Raw genomic sequence first — 19046 nt, forward strand, 5'->3', positions numbered from 1 at the left:
TTAGTTAAATCGATTCATTGTGGCAAGAAAGTCGCCGTTGGTCAAGTAATCACTACTTGCCTCGACTGCCTTATCAATACTTTGTAAAACGATGGGCAGATCGTCTTTTGCAAAAGGACTCAGTACATGATTGACCACGGTTTGTCCTGGACGTGGCCGATCGATCCCGATTTTGATGCGGTCAAAGACTGTCGAGTCCAAATGCGCGATCAAACTCTTGATTCCATTGTGTCCCCCCGCACTGCCTTTTTGGCGCAAGCGGATTTTCCCTAATGCTAAATCAAGGTCATCATAGACCACTACTAATTCTTCTTGATAGATGCCAAAATAGGTCATCAACGGACCTACCGAACGACCGGATTCATTCATGAAGGTTTGCGGTTTGACCAAAAGGATTTTTTCACCCTTCAAGAAAAACTCTGCCACTTCTGCTTCAAAAGCCGACTTTTTAAAGGTTGCTTGGTACTTTTGTGCCAAGGCATCCACTACCATAAAGCCAACATTGTGTTTGGTTTTCTCATATTTTTTGCCGGGATTTCCCAAGCCTACAATCATTTTCATTTTTCGATTACGCTCCATTATTTCTAGTTTCAAGCTGATTCTTCATCTATTTTATCGGTTTTCTTATCCAAACACAAAATACTGGGCACACAAATGCGCCCAGTTCTTTTGCTGAAATAATTATAACACGAAATGGACTGTTATGGTGGCGTCCTCTTGCTCAGTTTTTATCTTTCTTAACGAATCTTAATAAAACGTTGATATATCCTCTTTTTGACGTAATAACAAAGAAAGCATTTACAACTGAAACAGCGATATTTTGTGTAATATTGTTGTGCAAATCACATGACAAATATACTTGAAAATGGTAGGATGATAGCGAGTAAAACAATTATGCGGAAGGAATGATACACAGATGACTGCAAAAACGAACAAAAAAGATCACCAAAAGGTAATTCTTGTTGGAGACGGTGCGGTTGGTTCTAGTTACGCGTTTGCGCTGGTGACCCAAAACATTGCGCAAGAAGTCGGAATCATTGATATAAATACAGCAAAAACAGAAGGCGACGCAATTGATTTGTCCCATGCCTTGGCCTTTACTTCCCCTAAAAAAATCTATGCCGCTTCTTATGAAGATGCACATGATGCTGATTTAGTCGTTATTACAGCTGGTGCGCCTCAAAAACCAGGTGAAACCCGCTTAGATTTGGTTCATAAAAACTTGAAAATCAACCGGGAAGTAGTTACCCAAATCGTTGATTCAGGGTTCAACGGAATCTTCTTAGTAGCAGCAAACCCAGTCGATATTTTGACTTATTCGACTTGGAAATTCTCAGGCTTCCCGAAAGAACGCGTCATCGGTTCAGGTACTTCTTTAGACTCTGCACGTTTCCGTCAAGCTTTGGCTGAATTAGTCGATGTTGATGCCCGTAACGTCCATGCCTATATCTTAGGCGAACACGGGGATTCAGAATTCCCTGTTTGGTCTCATGCCAACGTAGCCGGCTTGCAAATCTATGAATGGGTCAAAAACAACCCAGATATCGATGAAGAAGCAATGGTCAACATTTTCTTCAGCGTTCGTGATGCAGCCTACACCATCATCGAGAAAAAAGGTGCGACTTTCTATGGGATCGCGGTAGCCTTAGCACGAATCACTCGCGCGATCTTAGACGATGAAAATGCTGTTTTACCATTGTCTGTGTACATGAACGGCGAATACGGCTTAAACGACTTGTACATCGGTGCGCCTGCAGTTATCAACGCCCAAGGGATCCAAAAAGTGATTGAGATCCCATTGACGGATGGTGAAAAAGACCGGATGGCCGCTTCTGCAAAACAATTAAAAGATATTCTTGATGAAGCTTTTGCGAAACTAGATGCAGAAGACAATCAATAATTTCTTTCACTTCGTTTAGCTAGTCAACTATGCCACTGAACGAACCTTACAGCTCACTCTTTTTCAGAACAATTTGATCAAGATGATTTGCTGCGGTTCGTTCAGTTTTTTTATGCAAAGAAATGCTTTTCTACAGCTTAGCTAAAGATAGTTTAAGAATTTTCTATTTTTCATGGAAGTTTCATTTGCCATATTCGCTTTCTTGGGGGAATATGGTATGATTTAAGCGTTATTATCTATTATGCCATTAGAAAAAAAGGAGTAGTTGAATGACTCGTTCAAACAAACATACTGACGCCAAGAACAATACCAAGAAAATTGTTCTGATCGTTGTGGCTGCTATATTAGTAGTGATCGCTGGCGGCTATACCTACCGAAGTACATATTATGCAAACCGTTTTTTACCAAAGACTGAAATCGATGGAATCGACATCAGCAACAAAACTGTTGCCGAGGCCAATGCCCTGCTGCATGACCGCTATTCGCAAGAAGATTTCACCATCAAAGAAGGCGATAGCGAATGGAAGACAATCAACCTTGCTCAATTTGGGTTACAAACGGATTTCACCGATGAGCTGCAATCGTTAAAAGATGAACAGAACCAGTGGAGTTGGGGAATGGCTTATGTTTCCGCTGCAGAAGAAAAAACACTGGACAATCTCTCGGTGGATCAAGATACGCTAAACAGCGAAACGGATACGATTCAAAAGGAACTAGAAACTTTAAATGAGGATCGTACCAAGTCAGCCGATGCAACATTGGAAAAAGGCGAAGACGGCTTTTCTATCAAACCAGAAGTTGACGGCGATGCCATTGATGTGGACAAAGCAGTAGCAGACTTACAAGAAGCCATCGTCAGTGGCGAAAAGGAATTAAATCTCGTCGATTACGTCACAAAACCAAGTGTGACCGCTGATGATCCTGATCTAACCAAAGAAATGGATTCGTTGAATAAAATCGCCAAAGTAACCGGCAATTATACGATCAACGGAAACACGTTTCAAATTCCAAGAGAATCGATCATGGATTGGCTCTCTTACAAAGATGGCAACACCACGATCGACGAAGACAAAGTAAGAAGCTATGTCGCTTCTATCGGAGAGCAATACAACACCAGCACCAATTCTTCGACCTTCAAGAGTACCAAACAAGGCGAAGTAACGGTTCCAGCCGGCACCCTCAGCTGGACGATCCAAACCGATGCGGAAACAGAAGCATTGATTGAGGCGTTAAAAGCCGGCGAAGACTTCACGCGCACACCGATCGCTCAAGGAAGCACCGATGCTGGCAGCCCGTTATTTGGCAACACGTATATCGAAGTTGATCTGAAAAACCAACACATGTGGTATTACAAAGATGGCGAGCTGGTGCTAGATACGAAAATTATCTCTGGAAAACCAGCCACACCAACGCCAACTGGTGTCTTCTATGTCTGGAACAAAGAAGAAGATGCAACCTTGACCGGTGAAGATTATGCGTCCCCTGTTGATTACTGGATGCCGATCGATTGGACCGGTGTCGGAATCCATGATTCTGATTGGCAAACGGAATACGGTGGTGATCTTTGGAAAACCCGCGGCTCTCACGGCTGTATCAATACTCCGCCAGGCGTGATGAAAGAATTGTACAGTAAAGCCGAAGTCGGGACACCCGTGATCGTGATTTAATGGAAAAAAGAGTCAAACCTTTTTATAGATGAACCAAAAGCCGCAAAAAAATTCTTTTGCGGCTTTTTTGTTGTTTCCAAATGTTCCTGTTTACAAAGCGCCATTTAATTAATATACTTAATTAAGCATATTAATTAAAAAGGAGAATCACTTTGGAAAAAGTTGTCTTTATTGATCGTTCTACTTTAGCTGGAAGTCTGATTAAAATTTTCGCCCGCAACATCCAAATGCTGTCCGAGGATCAAATCAGCGTGACTGTTGTGACACCAGAACGTCTGATGAATTATCGTTTTTCGCAAGAAAAAATCGTTTTGGTCGATCCTTTGCTTTCTTTAACAGATCCGATGATCAAGCAGGCCATCCCGCCGCGAATCAAGCGCCTGTCATTTCCCATCAATCATTACAGCGGCATGAATGCTGAAGCCATTCTAGAATTGATCCAACAAGCATAGCCTAAAAAAGGCCGACGGAAACCAATGGTTTCTGCCGGCCTTTTCTCATGCCACTTGCCCTCTGCTAGACAATCGCCTCTTCTTGTTCTAACAAAGTAACTTGTTCTCCTTTGTCTTGTAGCGCAGCGACGTGCATCGTGCCCCACTGGCAAAGGGTATCCAATAAGCCGCCTAACGTTTCTCCATATTCACTCAAGGAATACTCAACTTTGGGTGGTACTTGATTATAGGATTTGCGGGTAACGATATCAGACTCTTCTAGTTCCCGCAATTGCTGCGTCAACATTTTTTGACTGATGCCAGGAATTTTTCGCCGTAAATCACTAGGACGCAATGCCCCATGGCGTAAATTACAAAGAATGATTGGTTTCCATTTCCCGCCGATGACATCCATCGTTGCTTCTACACCGATATTATAAATTTTTTCTTCCATTTTTTTCACCTCATCAAGTCTGTAAACACACAAATGTTACCAAAATGTGTGTATCAAACAAAAAAGTACGTACTATACAACCTTACCTCCTCATTATATGATGATTACAGAAAAAAATAAAGGAGATGTTTTTATGATCGAAAAATTATCGGATACCGTTACACTGAACAACGGCAGCAAAATCCCCGGTTTGGGGTTAGGTGTCTTTCAAATCCCTGAAGCTGAAACAGCAGAGGTCGTGAAACAGGCCATTATCAATGGGTATCGCCTGATTGATACGGCGGCTATTTACGGCAACGAAACAGGAACAGGGGAAGGAATCAAACAAGGCTTACAAGAAACGGGGTTGGCTCGTGAAGAACTCTTTGTCACTTCCAAACTTTGGAACGATCATTTAACTTATGATGAAACGATCCATGCTTTCAATGAAAGTTTGGCCCGCTTAAACCTCGAGTATCTCGACTTGTACTTGATCCATTGGCCGGGAAACCAGGCATTTCAAGAGTCATGGCGCGCCTTGGAAGACTTGTATGCCGCTGGAAAAATCAAAGCAATCGGGGTCAGCAACTTCCAGATTCATCACTTGGAGCAACTATTGGCCGCTGCTAAGGTCGTTCCTGTCGTCAATCAGATCGAACTGCATCCCAAACTTACGCAGCAAGACCTGCGGGACTTTTGTGCTGAAAAGGGGATTGCGATCCAAGCTTGGTCACCTTTGATGCAAGGCAAACTGCTGAAAGAGGAAACCGTCTTGGCGATCGCCGATGCACAGCAAAAATCAGCGGCACAAGTGCTTTTACGCTGGGCTATCCAACAAGGAATCTTAGTCAATGTCAAATCGACACACCCTGAGCGAATGCGCGCCAATGCAGCGATTTTTGATTTCCATTTATCAGAAGATGAAATGGCTCGCTTGAACGCATTAAATGAGGACCTGCGAGTGGGTCCAGATCCAGACACATTCGATTTTCATTAACCAAACGATATACTAAACAAAACCTTAGGAGGAAGTATAATGACAAACACAAACACAGGCTTTTCAATGGTGAACCACGTGGGAATCACCGTCAGCAATCTCGAACGTTCCATCCAATTTTATGAAGCATTAACTGGAAAGAAAATCGCCAATCAAGATACGATCGGTGGCAAACGAATGGCGCAAACGCAAGGTTTAGAGGATACATTGATCAAATACGCCAATCTTCATTTAGACAATCTCAACATCGACCTTTTAGAATACGTCGAACCAAAATCCAACAAAGCTAGCTATTCCAATGAGCAAATCAGTGCCATGCATCTTTGTTTTGAAGTCGAAAATATTGATGAAGCCGTTGCTCGTCTAAAAGCCATCGGGGTTGAACCTGACGGTACCCCAATCGTTTTTGAAGAACAAGATGGTTTAAAAAGCGGCTTCGGGACAGGTGTTGCCTACTTTACAGATCCAGATGGTACCAATCTTGAACTGATTGCACCTAAAGGACCATTTCAACGCGGATAATTGAAAAAGGGATGGCGACTTATAGCGCCCTCCCTTTTTATTTACGCAAAACTATCTATTTTTTCAATAGTTCCCCTTCATAGAACCCTTTACAGCGAGTACAATAAATAGATAATCCTTTTTATTCGCTGATTTTCCCAACAAACCTCGCTTGAAAGGAAGTGATCTCGATCGATATTGGTCTTTTGTTGTTGATTTTTACGGGTATTTTTTTCATCGTCTTCCGGTTCTTTTACCGAGAAGAACCCAATTATATATTCGGCTTTCGCACCAAGCGCAGTACAGCCAGTGTCAGCAATTGGCGTTTTTCCCAGCAGTGGTTCTCCCTGTTGGCGATGCTCTTTCTAGGTGGGGTCATTTTGCTGCAGCGCAACGAGCTGATTGAAGAGAAATTTTACCAGATAGCCGTCCTTGGTAGCTATCTTCTAGCAGCACTGCTGGTAGAAATAGCGCTTTATCTCAAAGATTCACGCGCGAGCACCAAAAAGTAAGACGAAAAAGACATTCCGGAGAATGTCTTTTTTCTATTCTTTATTTTGACTGTGGATCGTGATTCCCAACACCAGGGCTAAAATTCCTGAAACCACCCAGATGGTCCGGTGGAACAAGAAAATTCCTAGCAAGCTGCTTAAAACCGCCCCAAAAAAGAAACCGCCGATGATCAAGGAAATAGAAATGATCTTGGGTGTCACTGATCGGTCCTGCTTAAACCCGCGCAAATACAAGTAATCAGCCAGCGAACGTAAATTGCCAGTGGTCATCGTGGTGGCATAGGGCATCCCTGCCAAGCGCCGATAAGCGGCATATTGAATCGCTGCAAAAAAAGATAATCCGGAATCAACCAGGACATTGGGTAAAGAACGCGCAAAAAAGCCCAGAACCAAAATACCGATTGCTTCAAAGATCAACGCAGCATTTTGCCAAACGATCCAACCACCAGTCGGAAAATGATGCTGCAGATAATTCGTCACCACGATCCCCACTAAAAACATACAGATTGGTGGCAGATACCGAAAGGCTTGTTCAAACTGCCCCGTTGAAAGATTGATCCCTAACAAAATAACATTCCCCGACTGCATGCTCGCAAACACTTCACCGTGAAAGAGATAGGTATAGGCATCTAAAAAGCCGCCAGCCATCGCGAGAAGAACCCCCACCGGCAAACTTTCATGCACGACAAACTCGGTTTTGCCTTTGACACTACTCAAACTTTTTTCCATTGGTTTCGCCTCTTGTTTTTTATACTTTCTAACAGCTTAACGCTTAAAAACGCCGACAACTCGTTATGTTTTGCGGCGTTTAGGTGACTTTTTCGATAACTGACAAATCAACCACCCCAAAAGAACGGCGGTCAGTGCTCCAGCTGAATCCAGCATGACATCTTGAAAAAGCGGCGTCCGTCCTCCCGTCAGCATTTGATGGTATTCATCGATCCCAGCATAGCCGGTAGCTGCTAACCAAGCAAAAAAAGCGGCTAGCCAATACGGCGTACGGCGATATACGAGAACGAAGAACAGACTGCCCCCTAAGACAAAATAGGTAAAGAAATGCGCGCCTTTACGAATGAAAAATTCCACAAATGAAAAATAGCCTTTTTCCGCAATACTGATCTCCGAACCAGCATAGGAAAAAGAAATCTTCTCTAGCCACTCTTTCAATGGTTCATTTTTTAAGATTCGTGAAAGCAACCCGATTTGTGATTGCTGCTCATAGGTTTGTGAAGAACTGATAAAGAGGATGACCATAACCGCAAGTGCGATACAAAAGTAAAAATTCGGTTCTTTCAGTAATTTTTTCATAGTTTTCACTCCTCATTTTCCTATCTTACCATTTTCATTTGGTGATGCAACTGTTTTTCCAGCAAACCGTGGTGACATTGCACACACAAAAAGAGTGCTTCCGTGAAGATTAGAAGCACTCTTTCTTTTTAAAAATAGCCATCGGTATGAAAAGCCGTCACCCGTTTGGTTGTGAGATTTTGGGGCTTGTGACGTTCAGCTCCTTCAACGATTCTCAGGGCTGTTTTGCGTTTTTTTCTCCAGTAAACAATGACGAACCCATCTCGTAGCCTTCTACATAATGGTTCAACCGATCGACGACCTCTGCTGCCGCTTCTTGTGACGGCGTGATGATCAATAAAATATCAAACCCTGCAATCGTGCCGACAATTTCTGGTAGCTCCATTTCATCAAGATAATTGGCGATCACATCGGCGCCGTTTTCAGCCGTATGAACGACAACTAAAAAGTCAATCTGCGTAATCTTTTTTAGGTACTCATACATCGAAAACGCAATTCTGTCTTCTAGATCCTGCTCTTTGGATTCAAAGATCGAATAATACGGCCGACCGTTTTTAGCATACGTTTTAGCGATGTTCATTTCCCGCATGTCTCTAGAAATCGTGGCTTGGGTAGCTGAAACATTTTCTTTTTTTAATAAATTCATCAATTCTTCTTGAGACTCAATCCGATGTAGGACAAAGAGTTTTTTGATAATTGCTTGTCGCTCTTTTTTTTTCATTTACTTGATCCGCTCCTCTCAAGTCGCCTCGCTTACTGAAATAGTTGATCCGTCTCGTTCACATCTTGAAACGTAGCTTACAAGAACAACATTGAGAAGATTAAAATGGCAAGATTGGAAATTCCGATAACCAGTAACGGTTTGCGCATAAAGCGGGTCCAAGTGGAATAGTTGACCCGAGCCAGCTCCAATCCCCCCATCACGACGCCAGAAGTTGGTGTGATCAAATTCACTAATCCGCAACCAGCAGTAAAGATCATCACCATGACGTTCGGATTGAGTCCGATGCTTTGCGCCAAGGCCCCCATGATCGGGATCGATACATACGCTAGTCCGGAAGTCGATGGAATCAAGAACGATAAGAGCAGATACAAAATGTAGGCGCCAATCACAAACAGGACAGGTGATAGACCTTCTAAAAGATGGGAAGCCCGATCCAAAATAAACAGATCCAAGTACGTCGTTTGCATAATGTAGGAAGCACCCCGTGCCACAACGATGATCAAGACAACGGATAAAATGTCTTTGACCCCATCGATAAAGTTGGTCACGATTTCTTTTTCTGAGAATCCTTGAATCAACGCAATGATGATACTGATGTAGAAGAACCACATGGCCAAATCACCAAAATACCATTCACCGAAGCTATTGCCGGTCAAAAAGGCGGTCCAACCGTCAAACACATGGATATCAAAGTCGCCCCAAGGAATCAAGGAAACCACCATGATCACAAAGGATAAACCAAAAATCGTCAAAATCAGGCGATGTTTTTGCGTAAACACCAAGGCTTCGTTCGTGTCTTTGACAAAATGTTCTTCCATTTCTTTTTGCTCTTGCAGCGATAAGATCGTGGAGCCTTTGTCGGCTTTGACTTTTTTGGCATAAGACATCACCACAAAGATACAGTATGCGGTCGTGACTAACCAAAGCAATGCCCCGACTACTAAGATCGTGCCATTGTTTGGGGCAATATCGATGCTTCGCAAGGCATCCATCGCAACGCCGGTCGCAAAGGGATTGACGGTGGAGCCAATCACGCCGGCACCAGCACCCAGCATAACGGTTCCTGCTGCGACGATCGTATCAAAACCTGATGCCACCATCGTTATTGCTAATAAGGAATAAAAAGGAATCGTTTCTTCCGCCATTCCATAAGTGGAGCCGCCGATCGAAAACAAGATCATTAAAATCGGAATCAAAATCAACTCATTGCCTTTGAGTTTTTTGACCAAATGCTGAATCCCGGCTTCCAAAGCGCCTGTTCGCGTGACGATATTCAAAAAACCACCCAAACAGAGAATAAACACACAGATCTCGATCGCATCACGAAATCCGTTAAAAGGCGCCATAAAGAAATCAGAAAACTTGGCACCCACCACTTGGCTGACCATCTCTTCTTGGCCTGCTGGTAAAGAAGGCGCAAAAGGCTGCCCTGCTAAGAGCCAGGAAGCGACCGTCAAGGCGATAATGATCAGAAATAAGATACTGAATGATGTCAGCGATTTTTTTTCTTTTTGCTTTTTTTTCATCTGTGTTCCCCCTTTTTGAATCGATCCTATTTGCTGCCAGCCATTACTTGGCAACATGAGAAAAATAATCTTGGTCATAAATAATGAGTTCTTTGTAGCGATAATAAATCTTTCTTTTATGCACGAGCGCCTTGAGCGTTTGACTGACTGTCTCTCGCGTCGTTCCACTGTACTTGGCTATATCATTGATAAAAACTGGAAAAGGGATGCGAATCTGCTCACCTTGTGTCTGCCCATGCTCGATCATCAAAAGACCAATCGTATTAACGACTCTTGTTTGCGCGCTGGAGGTGACACAATACTCGACACGGCGTCTTTGCTTTTCCAACTGCCGGCTCATTTGCTGATTGAGCCACAGCAACTGACTTGTAGACGAAACGACTAGCGGTTCAAACAGTGACATCGCTGCAAACTGCACGACAATGTCTGTTGCAGCGAATGCCGATACATCATAGTTGTCTCTTTCAAACAAGCCAATCAAAGGAAATAACTGATCTGGCCCAACAAAATCTACATAACAATAGGAATCAGTTCCGTCGGTCTTTTCGATCCGCACAAGTCCTTCTATCACAAGGAATATCCGATCTCTTACGTCGCCTTCATAAAAAAGCACTTGACCTTTTTTGTACGTACGGCAGTAAATATGCTCTTTCAAACGCTGCTGATTTTCTTCTTCCAGCCATTGAAAGCTGTTCGCTCTTGTTGATGGATCTTTTATTTGGTGGTCGATCATTTTTCTCACTCCAATGTTTTGGGTCTTGCTTTGCTGCTTCGCTTACTTCCAGGTGATCTGCGTGCCAGCATCATCGATAGCTGCCAGCTTGTCTAAAGAAGTAATCACTGCCCGTTTTTCCGCCCCCATTTTGACAAAGTTCAAAGCGGCTTGTACTTTCGGCAACATACTACCTGGTGAAAAATGGCCTTCATCGACATAGGTTTCCAATTCCGCGGCGGTCACATGATCCAACCACTGCTCACTTTCCTTGCCAAAGTTCAAAGCGATTTTTTCTACGCCCGTTAAAATGATCAGCTGATCCGCATCGACTAATCGAGCCAATTTTTCAGAAGCAAAATCTTTATCGATCACGGCTTCAACACCCAGGCCATTGTCTAGCACGGGAATGCCGCCGCCTCCTGCACAAATGACGATCGTGTTTTGTTCAATCAGCGCTTTGATGCTGGCAACTTCTTGGATCGCTTGTGGTGCAGGACTAGCCACGACTTTCCGCCAGCCACGACCAGCATCTTCCCGGTAGATGGCATCTGAAGCCGCCATGGCTTCTTTGGCAGCCGTTTCCGTTAAGAAAGGCCCGATTGGTTTTGTCGGATGGGCAAATGCTGGATCTTGGGCATCGACTGTAATTTCCGTGACCACAGTCACCACCGGCTTCGCTATTTGTGCTGCTTTCAACTGGATTCTCAGCTCATTTTGCAACCAATAGCCAATACTGCCTTGGGTCATGGCGACACAGGTATCTAAAGGCATTGCTGGGTTTTTGCTAGAATCGCTCGCTTGCTGCTGCAAAACCAGGTTTCCCACTTGGGGACCATTCCCATGAGTAATGATCAAATTGACGTCTTTTCGGATCAAGGGAATCAGATAGTCCACGGTCTGTTTGAGTCGCTCTTTTTGCCCTTTGGCACTGGCATCTTCTGCTAAGATGGCGTTGCCGCCAAGGGCGACAACGATCGTTGGTTTCTTTTCACTCATCTGCTCACTGCTCCTTCTCACACTCTAGGAATAAATAGATCGCCTAATGTTACTGCCATGATCGCTTTGATCGAGTGCATCCGGTTTTCAGCCTCTTCAAATTGACGACCCCAGTGACTACGGAAAATATCGTCTGTGATCTCCATTTCAGAAATGCCAAATTTTTCTTCGATCATTTTTCCATACGTTGTATTCGTATCATGGAACGCTGGCAAGCAGTGCAGCACGATCAAGCCATCGTCTTGTTTTCCGGTGGCCATCACCATTTCGCGGTTGATCTGGTAATCTTTCAACAGCTTCACCCGCTCTTCGAACTGGTCTTCTTCCCCCATTGACACCCAAACATCGGTATACAAGACGTCTGCATCTTTGACGCCTTTTTGGATATCATCTGTTACCATCAACTGACTGCCAGATTCTTTAGCAAATTTGTTGGCATAGTCTGTCACTTCTTGCGCTGGGAAAAGTTCTTTTGGTGCACAGATACGAACGTTGACCCCTAAAATTGCCCCCGTCACTAACAAACTATTCGCCATATTGTTCCGGCCGTCGCCCACATAAACTAGCGTAATGTTTTCCAAGGTGCCGAAGTTTTCTTTGATGGTCATAAAGTCAGCGATCATTTGGGTTGGATGCCATTCATCGGTTAAGCCATTCCAAACAGGAACACCGGAGAATTTGGCTAAATCTTCAACGACTTGTTGACTGAATCCACGAAACTCAATACCGTCAAACATGCTGCCTAAAACTTTTGCTGTATCTTCGACAGATTCTTTTTTGCCTAGCTGAATATCATTCGCGCCTAAAAATTCTGGATGGGCACCAAGATCGATGGCAGCTGTCGTAAAGGCCGCCCGTGTCCGAGTCGATGTTTTTTCAAACAAAAGGGCAATGTTCTTGCCTTCTAAATAACGATGAGAAATATTTTGTTTTTTCAATTGTTTTAAATAGATTGAAAAATCAATGAGGTATTCTAACTCGGCTTTCGTAAAATCTTTTTCTGCTAAAAAACTTCTTCCTTTAAATACTTGTTCCATCGATGATTCCTCCTCTAATTTAAATATCTTCTCTAACAAATGGCATGCTCATGCAACGAGGACCGCCACGACCACGAACCAATTCACTGCCGGAGATTTTGTGCAATTTGATGCCGGCTTCCGCCAACTTCTGATTGGTGATGGTATTGCGGTCATATACGACGACTTCGCCAGGTGCGATCGTCAAGGTATTGGAACCGTCATTCCATTGTTCCCGAGCTGCTGCAATCAAATCACTGCCGCCGCAACGAATCAATTCAACCGCATTTAGTTCTAGATAGCGACATAAAATATTTTCCAACGTGTCCTTTTCTTCTTTGATCGTCACCCCATCACCTGCTCGTGAGATTGAATAAACCGTCAGCTCTCCTTCGATTTCTGGATGGATCGTAAACTTGTCATGATCGACCATTGTAAATACCGTATCTAAATGCATGAATTTGCGCTCTTGACCAATGTCAAACGCTAGAACATACTCAAAGCTTGGCTCATTTTCGAACACTTTGCGGGCCAGCTGCTCAATCGAAGCGGCATCCGTTCTTTGCGAGATACCAATCGCCAACACATGTTTTGACAGAACTAATTCGTCGCCACCTTCGATGCGGGTTGGTTGAGCGCGATCATAAAGCATATGAGGCGGATTTTGCTGGAACATTGGATGATGAGCAAAAATATATTTGCCGTATAACGTTTCGCGCCGTCTTGTTTCTGAATACATGCGATTCAAGGATACTCCGTTACCAATCGTCGCAAAGGGATCTCGTGTAAAATACAAATTTGGCATTGGATCGATCAGAAATGGGTATTGATCATCCACGGTCCCAGCGAGGCTCTGGGTATTTGGCAGCTCCAGTTCATTTTTGGCTAAACCAGCCATAGTTTTGTCGATCAGTTCCCGATCATTGTCACAAGACATAAAATAATCCGTGACTTCTTTGATGATCTCAGAACTTTGGATTGTAGTTTCCGCTAAATAATCCTTGAGAAATTGCTGTTTGATTTCTGGTGACGTGAGCGATTCAGCAGCTAAATCTTCTAGATACAACACCTCCACATCATTTTGACGTAGGACTTCCGCAAACCGATCATGTTCTGCTCTGGCTTGTTCCAAAAAAGGAATATCATCAAATAGCAGGCGGTTCAAATGATCAGGAACAAGGTTCTCCAATTCCCGACCAGGGCGGTGAAGCATGACTTGCTTCAATCGTCCAATCTCTGAAAAAACATGAATAGCATTTGGCATTTTTCTTCCTCCTTCTTCTGTTTACACCTCTATGCTACCTAATTGTATACGCTTTCGCAGTGGTATATTTCGTGTTCTTTTCGCAAAGGATTTGGCATTATGCATGAAAAAGCGAATATCGCTCATCAGGCGTTTTTTTACTCGCTGTTTTTTTTCATATGTAATATTTATCCATCGATTTTTTTCTAAGAATTTGATGAGGATGTGATAGTTTTTTTATTTTTGACGTTTTTCCGCCCTATCAATAGATCAAGGAGATATACATTCCATTTTTTGTTTTTGGTACAGTTTCATCAAGAACCCTTATTTCATAAGGATTCTGATGGTTGCGACCAAATTTCGTTATGCTATACTTAATAAGATCGAAGGAAAAGAAAGGGGTTTGATAGGAATGACCTATTCAATCAATTGGAATCTGGAAACAATCTTTCCGGGAGGCAGCGATTCTGTTCAATTAAAAGAACGCATGAGCCAACTGGAAGAACAAATTGCAAATTACCGAACAACAGTCGATGCATGGTCGCCCAACAGCGAAGACGATGCAGCAAAATTAGAAGAGTTACTTGATTTATCCGCAACTATTAGTCAAGGATTTTCACAATGCGGCAGCTTTATCAATGCCTTGCTTTCAGCGAATGTCAATGACAGCAAAGCCAAAATCCTGACGGGTGACCTCTACGCAAAATTGCCAGCATTGCAAGCAGCACAAACCGTTTTCTCGAAAAAATTGACAGAAATTTCTGAGGATGATTGGACAGCACTAGTTAAAGCGGAAAACTTAGCACCTGTCGCTTTTCGTTTAAGCGAGATTCGCCGCGACGGCAAAGAATTATTATCCGAAGCAGAAGAGACCATCATCAACACTTTAAATTTAGATGGCTTGAATGCTTGGAGCCAACATTACGATACGATCGTTGCCTCAATCGAAATTCCTTTCCTTCAAGAAGACGGCACGACGATCAAGTTTTCAGCTGGTCAAGCCTTCAATAAAATGATGGGCGATCCTGATCCGGAAGTTCGTGCGCGTTTATTCGATACTTGGGAAAAGACGTGGGCAGAAAAAGAAGACCTCTTTGCGGATACCTTGAACCACTTAGACGGTTTCCGCCTTTCTACCTTCAAACTTCACGGTGTCACTGATTACTTGAAGGAACCATTAGAATACAATCGTCTGCAAAAAGCGACATTGGATGCTATGTGGGGCACAATCCAAAAGAACAAACAGCCAATCGTTGATTTCTTGACTCGCAAAGCCCAGCTTTTCGGCAAAGAAAAAATGGAATGGCAAGACCAAGATGCGCCAATCATCCTTGGGGACATGGAAGAAAGAACCTACACCTTTGATGAAGCAGCTGACTTTATTTTGACCAACTTCCGTAAGTTCAGTCCGAAAATGGCTAACTTTGCCCAAGTTGCTTTTGAAAAAAGCTGGATCGAAGCAGAAGATCGTCCCGGCAAACGTCCTGGCGGCTATTGCACCAGCTTGCCAGAAACCAAAGAGTCACGTATTTTCATGACCTACAGCAATTCAGTCAACGAAGTAGCGACGCTTGCCCATGAGCTAGGTCACGCGTTTCACAGCAGCGTTCTTTGGGAGCTGCCAGAATTAAACCGCAACTATGCCATGAACGTTGCCGAAACAGCAAGTACCTTTGCTGAATTGATCGTTGCTGATGCAACCCTCAAAGAAGCAACGACAAAAGAAGAAAAAATCAATCTATTGGATGCTAAAATGCAAAATGCGATCGCGATGTTCATGAACATCCACGCACGTTTTATTTTTGAGAACAGCTTCTATCAAGCTCGTCAAAAGGGCTTAGTTTCAGCGGAACAAATCACGGAAATGATGACTGCGGCGCAAAAAGAAAGCTATGCGGATGGGTTAGCGACTTATCACCCACATTTCTGGGCAGCCAAATTGCACTTCTTTATTGACGATGTGCCGTTCTACAACTTCCCTTATACCTTTGGTTACCTCTTTAGTATGGGGATCTACGCGTATGCCAATGAAAAAGGGTCTAGCTTTGAAGAAGAATACATTGCTTTATTGCAAGATACTGCTTCAATGACGACGGAAGAACTGGCGCAAAAACACCTTGGTGTCGATTTAACGAAACCAGACTTCTGGCAAGCAGGGATCGACATGGTCCTAAAAGATGTTGCCAGCTTTATGGAATTGACTGAAGACTATATCTAAAAGAAAAAACCCTCTTCCAACAAGACGCTTGGAAGAGGGTTTTTCTATCAGGCATTCAATAAAGTTAAGCCAATCGTTAAGTAGCCGGCGTATAAACACCAAATCAAATAAGGAATAAACAAGTACATCGCTTTTTTGTCGATGCGAGCAAAGAGGATCATACAAATAATCACTGATAACACTAACAAGACAATAATGACCGTTCCTGCCCAGTAAGCATTCCAGCCAAAGAAAACGATACTCCAAAAGAAGTTTAATACTTGCTGGATCGCAAAGAAGATGTAGGCATTCTTTTTAAGCGCTGGATTGACTTTGGCGACGATCAACAGATACAACGTCGTTCCCATAAAGGCATACAAAATCGTCCAAACGATCCCAATGATCCCGCCAGGAGGGGCCAAAAAGGGTTTTTCCATTTGCGCATACGTTCCGGCAATATCCCCCGCAAACAAACTCGAGATGATTCCTGTTGCTTCAATGCCGATCACACAGACCAGCCAAATTAAAAATTTCATGTTCTCCACTCCTTCTTTTTTTCATGACTCGCTAGTTTCATCGTACCATCGAATCGAAAAAAAGCAGAATAGAACGCTTAAAAAAAGAAACGGCCGTGTGGACGTTTCTTTCTTATTCCTTTCGATTTATACTGCTTGTTCCCCTTCTTGGGCTTCTTGCTTGACTAGGCCTGCGTCATAAGAACGAGCGAATGGGAAGTAGATCAAAAAGGCAACGCCTGCACATAAGAAAGCACAAACTGCGGCTTTCCAATCACCTCCACTTCCAATAAATGCGCCGATGCCGATTGGAGAAGGCCATGGCATTTGGGCGATCATCGGTCGAATGATTTCCAATTCGATCGCAAAATAGGCAATCGATGCGGATGCCATCGGTGCTAAGAAAAAGGGAATCGCTAAGAAAGGATTATAAATCAAAGGAATCCCGAAAATCAACGGCTCGTTAATATTGAATAATGCTGGAATGATCGAAGCTTTTCCTAACACTCTTAATTGTTTTGATTTCGCCAGATAAACCAAGAATAAAGCGAGACCTAGCGTTGCCCCTGAACCACCGACGGTCACATACGCATTGTTAAACTCACCAGCTAATGCAAAATTGGCGCCCTCAGCATTGGCTGTCAAATTGCCTAAGGTGATTGGCGTCAATACAGAGAAAATGATATTTGCGCCATGAATCCCTACTAACCATAATGCACTGACTAAAAAGTAAATCACCATCAAACCTAACCAACTGTTGGTCAAATTGGTAACAAACCCAAAAGGTACCGCAATGATTTGGAAAATATCCGTTCCTGCTGCAACTAATGCGCCATTGATGATAAGAACCGTGAAGGCCACAACAAAGGCGGGAATCAATGCTGTAAAGGCACGGGCAACCCCTAATGGGACTTCTTCAGGCATTTTGATGACCCATTTTTTCGCCACACATAAACGATACAACTGAACGGCCAACACCGCCATAATGATACCGGTAAATATCCCGGTCGTTCCTAAACGCTCCACCCCGTCGCCACCGATCGCCCAACCATTGATGATGGCATTTTCTTGATCGGTGATCCGTGACATGTTGCCATCCACAATCACCAATTGTGGGATCGACATGAAAAAGGCAAACATCGATAGTAACGCCCCACTCATAGGCGCAAGATCCAACTCTTCTTCTTCCGCATAGATCTTGGTGTATTCATAGCCGAGAACGATACAAAAATATAATGCCAAAAGTCCCATTGTCGTGCTGTTTGCCAGCATATACAATTCACTGACTCTGAAAAAAGTATTATTGAAGAAATCTTCTAAAAAGGTAAAGGTCTGCGGCAATACATTGATAACTAAAAACATCGAGCCAACGATCGTAAAAGGAATCGAAGCCATCCCAGCAGCCATGATGGCACGTACGATTTTGAACTGTGCCACTTTTCCTAACGGTCCCATGACGGCCGTTTCTAAGAGACTGAACAACTTGCTATTTGATTGTTCCATAATGTAACTACTTCCCTTCAATGAGTTTTTGGTATTCTTTAATATATCCATAATACGTATCTTTTTTGCGACGGATCTTATTCACACGCTGCAAACATAGCGCAGCTAACGTTAGCCCCACACTAAGCCAGAGTGTAAGAATGCCTCGATTGTGCAGTGTATTATCAAGAAAAGGAAAAACGAATGAAAACAGAGGAGAGAAGAAACAAACGGCGCATAAAAGGAGATTCATCGTCAGTTGACAAAGATAAAACAAGCGCGTCCACCGCAGTTTTTCTGCTATTTGCTCTGAGTGGCTGCCATAAAGGCGCACGTATTCTCCAATTGCCGAAATAGCCAAAACCAACAGCGCCAGCGGAAGAATCAGGAGTAGGGCATTGCTGGCCATCGCAGCCAATAACCAATAAAGATTTGCAAAGAAAAACACTGCTAATACATACCTTAGAAATAAGAAGCGATTAAACCGAAAATTTTTTTCTGCCATTTTTTTCTGTTGTTCTTGATTGGTCATTTGTTTCCTTCCTTTCTACCGCTCTCGCTGGTATAACGCCAGCATTTCAATCGCCACTTCTCGCAAAGTCATCGTTGTCATTAGATGATCTTGTGCATGGACCATGATAATCTCCATGTCGATTTTTTCGCCGCTGGCGTATTCTTGTAATAAGCCCGTCTGTGCTTTATGGGCCTCTACTAGTGCTTCATTTGCTTGATCCAGTTTTGCTTGTGCTGCTTCAAAAGTTCCTTGGCGCATCTCTTGGAATGCTTCATGAACGATTGTCCGAGCATCCCCGCTGCTAAGAATGATTTGAAAAGCGGTCTCTTGTAATTTTTCTGATTCCATTGTTCTTTCTCCCTTACATGT

The 19046-nt window shown here is 43.3% G+C and carries 21 protein-coding genes; 7 read left to right on the forward strand and 14 right to left on the reverse strand.

Going from position 1 to position 19046, the window contains the following annotated elements:
- The gene (pth, locus tag CXM95_RS16710) at positions 1-561 is read right to left on the reverse strand and encodes an aminoacyl-tRNA hydrolase (protein WP_008380153.1); all 561 of its coding nucleotides are present in this window, start codon (positions 559-561) and stop codon (positions 1-3) included.
- 355 nt (positions 562-916) lie between these two features.
- On the opposite strand from pth, the gene CXM95_RS16715 reads away from it, so the two are divergent.
- The 3 genes from CXM95_RS16715 to CXM95_RS16725 all read left to right on the forward strand — a co-directional run bounded on the left by CXM95_RS16715 (position 917) and on the right by CXM95_RS16725 (position 4019).
- Entirely contained in the window at positions 917-1900 is a 984-nt protein-coding gene (locus CXM95_RS16715) for an L-lactate dehydrogenase (RefSeq protein WP_005230720.1), read from the forward strand.
- Between the two features lie 269 nt (positions 1901-2169).
- Complete coding sequence (locus CXM95_RS16720; RefSeq protein ID WP_101699440.1) at positions 2170-3567, forward strand: L,D-transpeptidase family protein; 1398 nt, start codon at positions 2170-2172, stop codon at positions 3565-3567.
- Positions 3568-3719: 152 nt separating this feature from the next.
- Positions 3720-4019, forward strand: coding sequence for a hypothetical protein (locus tag CXM95_RS16725; protein WP_005233340.1), 300 nt, complete (start codon positions 3720-3722; stop codon positions 4017-4019).
- A gap of 64 nt (positions 4020-4083) precedes the next feature.
- Here the strand turns inward: CXM95_RS16725 and CXM95_RS16730 are convergent, their stop codons facing one another.
- Positions 4084-4452 carry a winged helix-turn-helix transcriptional regulator gene (locus CXM95_RS16730; protein WP_005233339.1) on the reverse strand — a complete coding sequence of 123 codons (369 nt, stop codon included), beginning with the start codon at positions 4450-4452 and terminating at the stop codon, positions 4084-4086.
- A gap of 97 nt (positions 4453-4549) precedes the next feature.
- Between CXM95_RS16730 and CXM95_RS16735 the strand changes: the two genes are divergently transcribed.
- The 3 genes from CXM95_RS16735 to CXM95_RS16745 all read left to right on the forward strand — a co-directional run bounded on the left by CXM95_RS16735 (position 4550) and on the right by CXM95_RS16745 (position 6441).
- On the forward strand, positions 4550-5428 hold the full coding sequence (locus CXM95_RS16735) for an aldo/keto reductase (protein ID WP_016611992.1): 879 nt from the start codon (positions 4550-4552) through the stop codon (positions 5426-5428).
- A gap of 39 nt (positions 5429-5467) precedes the next feature.
- Positions 5468-5950: a VOC family protein gene (locus CXM95_RS16740; RefSeq protein WP_005233337.1), complete on the forward strand. Its 483-nt coding sequence runs from the start codon at positions 5468-5470 to the stop codon at positions 5948-5950.
- A 161-nt stretch (positions 5951-6111) separates the two neighbouring features.
- A complete protein-coding gene (locus tag CXM95_RS16745; protein WP_016611997.1) occupies positions 6112-6441 on the forward strand; it encodes an SdpI family protein in 330 nt (109 codons plus the stop codon).
- Between the two features lie 33 nt (positions 6442-6474).
- On the opposite strand, the gene CXM95_RS16750 is transcribed toward CXM95_RS16745, so the two are convergent.
- The 8 genes from CXM95_RS16750 to arcA form a co-directional block, all read right to left on the reverse strand.
- The gene (locus tag CXM95_RS16750) at positions 6475-7170 is read right to left on the reverse strand and encodes a YoaK family protein (RefSeq protein WP_008380162.1); all 696 of its coding nucleotides are present in this window, start codon (positions 7168-7170) and stop codon (positions 6475-6477) included.
- A gap of 63 nt (positions 7171-7233) precedes the next feature.
- Complete coding sequence (locus CXM95_RS16755) at positions 7234-7749, reverse strand: VanZ family protein (RefSeq protein ID WP_008380164.1); 516 nt, start codon at positions 7747-7749, stop codon at positions 7234-7236.
- A 214-nt stretch (positions 7750-7963) separates the two neighbouring features.
- Positions 7964-8470, reverse strand: coding sequence for an arginine repressor (locus tag CXM95_RS16760; RefSeq protein ID WP_005233333.1), 507 nt, complete (start codon positions 8468-8470; stop codon positions 7964-7966).
- 77 nt (positions 8471-8547) lie between these two features.
- The gene (locus CXM95_RS16765; RefSeq protein WP_008380167.1) at positions 8548-9999 is read right to left on the reverse strand and encodes a YfcC family protein; all 1452 of its coding nucleotides are present in this window, start codon (positions 9997-9999) and stop codon (positions 8548-8550) included.
- 43 nt (positions 10000-10042) lie between these two features.
- Positions 10043-10732 (reverse strand): Crp/Fnr family transcriptional regulator, encoded by a 690-nt coding sequence (locus tag CXM95_RS16770; protein WP_005233329.1) that lies wholly within the window; start codon positions 10730-10732, stop codon positions 10043-10045.
- Between the two features lie 42 nt (positions 10733-10774).
- Positions 10775-11710, reverse strand: coding sequence for a carbamate kinase (gene arcC / locus CXM95_RS16775; RefSeq protein WP_005233327.1), 936 nt, complete (start codon positions 11708-11710; stop codon positions 10775-10777).
- Positions 11711-11727: 17 nt separating this feature from the next.
- Positions 11728-12747, reverse strand: a complete 1020-nt coding sequence (gene argF, locus CXM95_RS16780; RefSeq protein ID WP_008380172.1) for an ornithine carbamoyltransferase — start codon at positions 12745-12747, stop codon at positions 11728-11730.
- A gap of 19 nt (positions 12748-12766) precedes the next feature.
- A complete protein-coding gene (gene arcA / locus CXM95_RS16785) occupies positions 12767-13990 on the reverse strand; it encodes an arginine deiminase (protein ID WP_005233319.1) in 1224 nt (407 codons plus the stop codon).
- 391 nt (positions 13991-14381) lie between these two features.
- Between arcA and CXM95_RS16790 the strand changes: the two genes are divergently transcribed.
- Positions 14382-16187, forward strand: a complete 1806-nt coding sequence (locus CXM95_RS16790) for a M3 family oligoendopeptidase (RefSeq protein WP_101699441.1) — start codon at positions 14382-14384, stop codon at positions 16185-16187.
- A 47-nt stretch (positions 16188-16234) separates the two neighbouring features.
- Here the strand turns inward: CXM95_RS16790 and CXM95_RS16795 are convergent, their stop codons facing one another.
- The 4 genes from CXM95_RS16795 to CXM95_RS16810 all read right to left on the reverse strand — a co-directional run bounded on the left by CXM95_RS16795 (position 16235) and on the right by CXM95_RS16810 (position 19025).
- Positions 16235-16702, reverse strand: a complete 468-nt coding sequence (locus CXM95_RS16795; RefSeq protein WP_016620320.1) for a TspO/MBR family protein — start codon at positions 16700-16702, stop codon at positions 16235-16237.
- A gap of 126 nt (positions 16703-16828) precedes the next feature.
- Positions 16829-18184 (reverse strand): PTS cellobiose transporter subunit IIC, encoded by a 1356-nt coding sequence (celB, locus tag CXM95_RS16800; RefSeq protein WP_101699442.1) that lies wholly within the window; start codon positions 18182-18184, stop codon positions 16829-16831.
- 7 nt (positions 18185-18191) lie between these two features.
- Positions 18192-18695, reverse strand: a complete 504-nt coding sequence (locus CXM95_RS16805) for a hypothetical protein (protein ID WP_008380180.1) — start codon at positions 18693-18695, stop codon at positions 18192-18194.
- Positions 18696-18710: 15 nt separating this feature from the next.
- Entirely contained in the window at positions 18711-19025 is a 315-nt protein-coding gene (locus tag CXM95_RS16810; protein ID WP_016620318.1) for a PTS cellobiose transporter subunit IIA, read from the reverse strand.
- Between the last annotated feature and the right edge of the window lie 21 nt (positions 19026-19046).

It is taken from the genome of Enterococcus sp. CR-Ec1 (assembly GCF_002850555.1).
Lineage (GTDB): Bacteria > Bacillota > Bacilli > Lactobacillales > Enterococcaceae > Enterococcus_D > Enterococcus_D entomosocium.

What these genes read in the sequence shown, in the direction of transcription:
- pth (WP_008380153.1), bottom strand. Translation starts at nt 561, where the DNA reads ATGAAAATGATTGTAGGCTTGGGAAATCCCGGCAAAAAATATGAGAAA.
- CXM95_RS16715 (WP_005230720.1), top strand. Translation starts at nt 917, where the DNA reads ATGACTGCAAAAACGAACAAAAAAGATCACCAAAAGGTAATTCTTGTT.
- CXM95_RS16720 (WP_101699440.1), top strand. Translation starts at nt 2,170, where the DNA reads ATGACTCGTTCAAACAAACATACTGACGCCAAGAACAATACCAAGAAA.
- CXM95_RS16730 (WP_005233339.1), bottom strand. Translation starts at nt 4,452, where the DNA reads ATGGAAGAAAAAATTTATAATATCGGTGTAGAAGCAACGATGGATGTC.
- CXM95_RS16735 (WP_016611992.1), top strand. Translation starts at nt 4,550, where the DNA reads ATGATGATTACAGAAAAAAATAAAGGAGATGTTTTTATGATCGAAAAA.
- CXM95_RS16740 (WP_005233337.1), top strand. Translation starts at nt 5,468, where the DNA reads ATGACAAACACAAACACAGGCTTTTCAATGGTGAACCACGTGGGAATC.
- CXM95_RS16750 (WP_008380162.1), bottom strand. Translation starts at nt 7,170, where the DNA reads ATGGAAAAAAGTTTGAGTAGTGTCAAAGGCAAAACCGAGTTTGTCGTG.
- CXM95_RS16755 (WP_008380164.1), bottom strand. Translation starts at nt 7,749, where the DNA reads ATGAAAAAATTACTGAAAGAACCGAATTTTTACTTTTGTATCGCACTT.
- CXM95_RS16760 (WP_005233333.1), bottom strand. Translation starts at nt 8,470, where the DNA reads ATGAAAAAAAAAGAGCGACAAGCAATTATCAAAAAACTCTTTGTCCTA.
- CXM95_RS16765 (WP_008380167.1), bottom strand. Translation starts at nt 9,999, where the DNA reads ATGAAAAAAAAGCAAAAAGAAAAAAAATCGCTGACATCATTCAGTATC.
- CXM95_RS16770 (WP_005233329.1), bottom strand. Translation starts at nt 10,732, where the DNA reads ATGATCGACCACCAAATAAAAGATCCATCAACAAGAGCGAACAGCTTT.
- arcC (WP_005233327.1), bottom strand. Translation starts at nt 11,710, where the DNA reads ATGAGTGAAAAGAAACCAACGATCGTTGTCGCCCTTGGCGGCAACGCC.
- argF (WP_008380172.1), bottom strand. Translation starts at nt 12,747, where the DNA reads ATGGAACAAGTATTTAAAGGAAGAAGTTTTTTAGCAGAAAAAGATTTT.
- arcA (WP_005233319.1), bottom strand. Translation starts at nt 13,990, where the DNA reads ATGCCAAATGCTATTCATGTTTTTTCAGAGATTGGACGATTGAAGCAA.
- CXM95_RS16790 (WP_101699441.1), top strand. Translation starts at nt 14,382, where the DNA reads ATGACCTATTCAATCAATTGGAATCTGGAAACAATCTTTCCGGGAGGC.
- CXM95_RS16795 (WP_016620320.1), bottom strand. Translation starts at nt 16,702, where the DNA reads ATGAAATTTTTAATTTGGCTGGTCTGTGTGATCGGCATTGAAGCAACA.
- celB (WP_101699442.1), bottom strand. Translation starts at nt 18,184, where the DNA reads ATGGAACAATCAAATAGCAAGTTGTTCAGTCTCTTAGAAACGGCCGTC.
- CXM95_RS16805 (WP_008380180.1), bottom strand. Translation starts at nt 18,695, where the DNA reads ATGACCAATCAAGAACAACAGAAAAAAATGGCAGAAAAAAATTTTCGG.
- CXM95_RS16810 (WP_016620318.1), bottom strand. Translation starts at nt 19,025, where the DNA reads ATGGAATCAGAAAAATTACAAGAGACCGCTTTTCAAATCATTCTTAGC.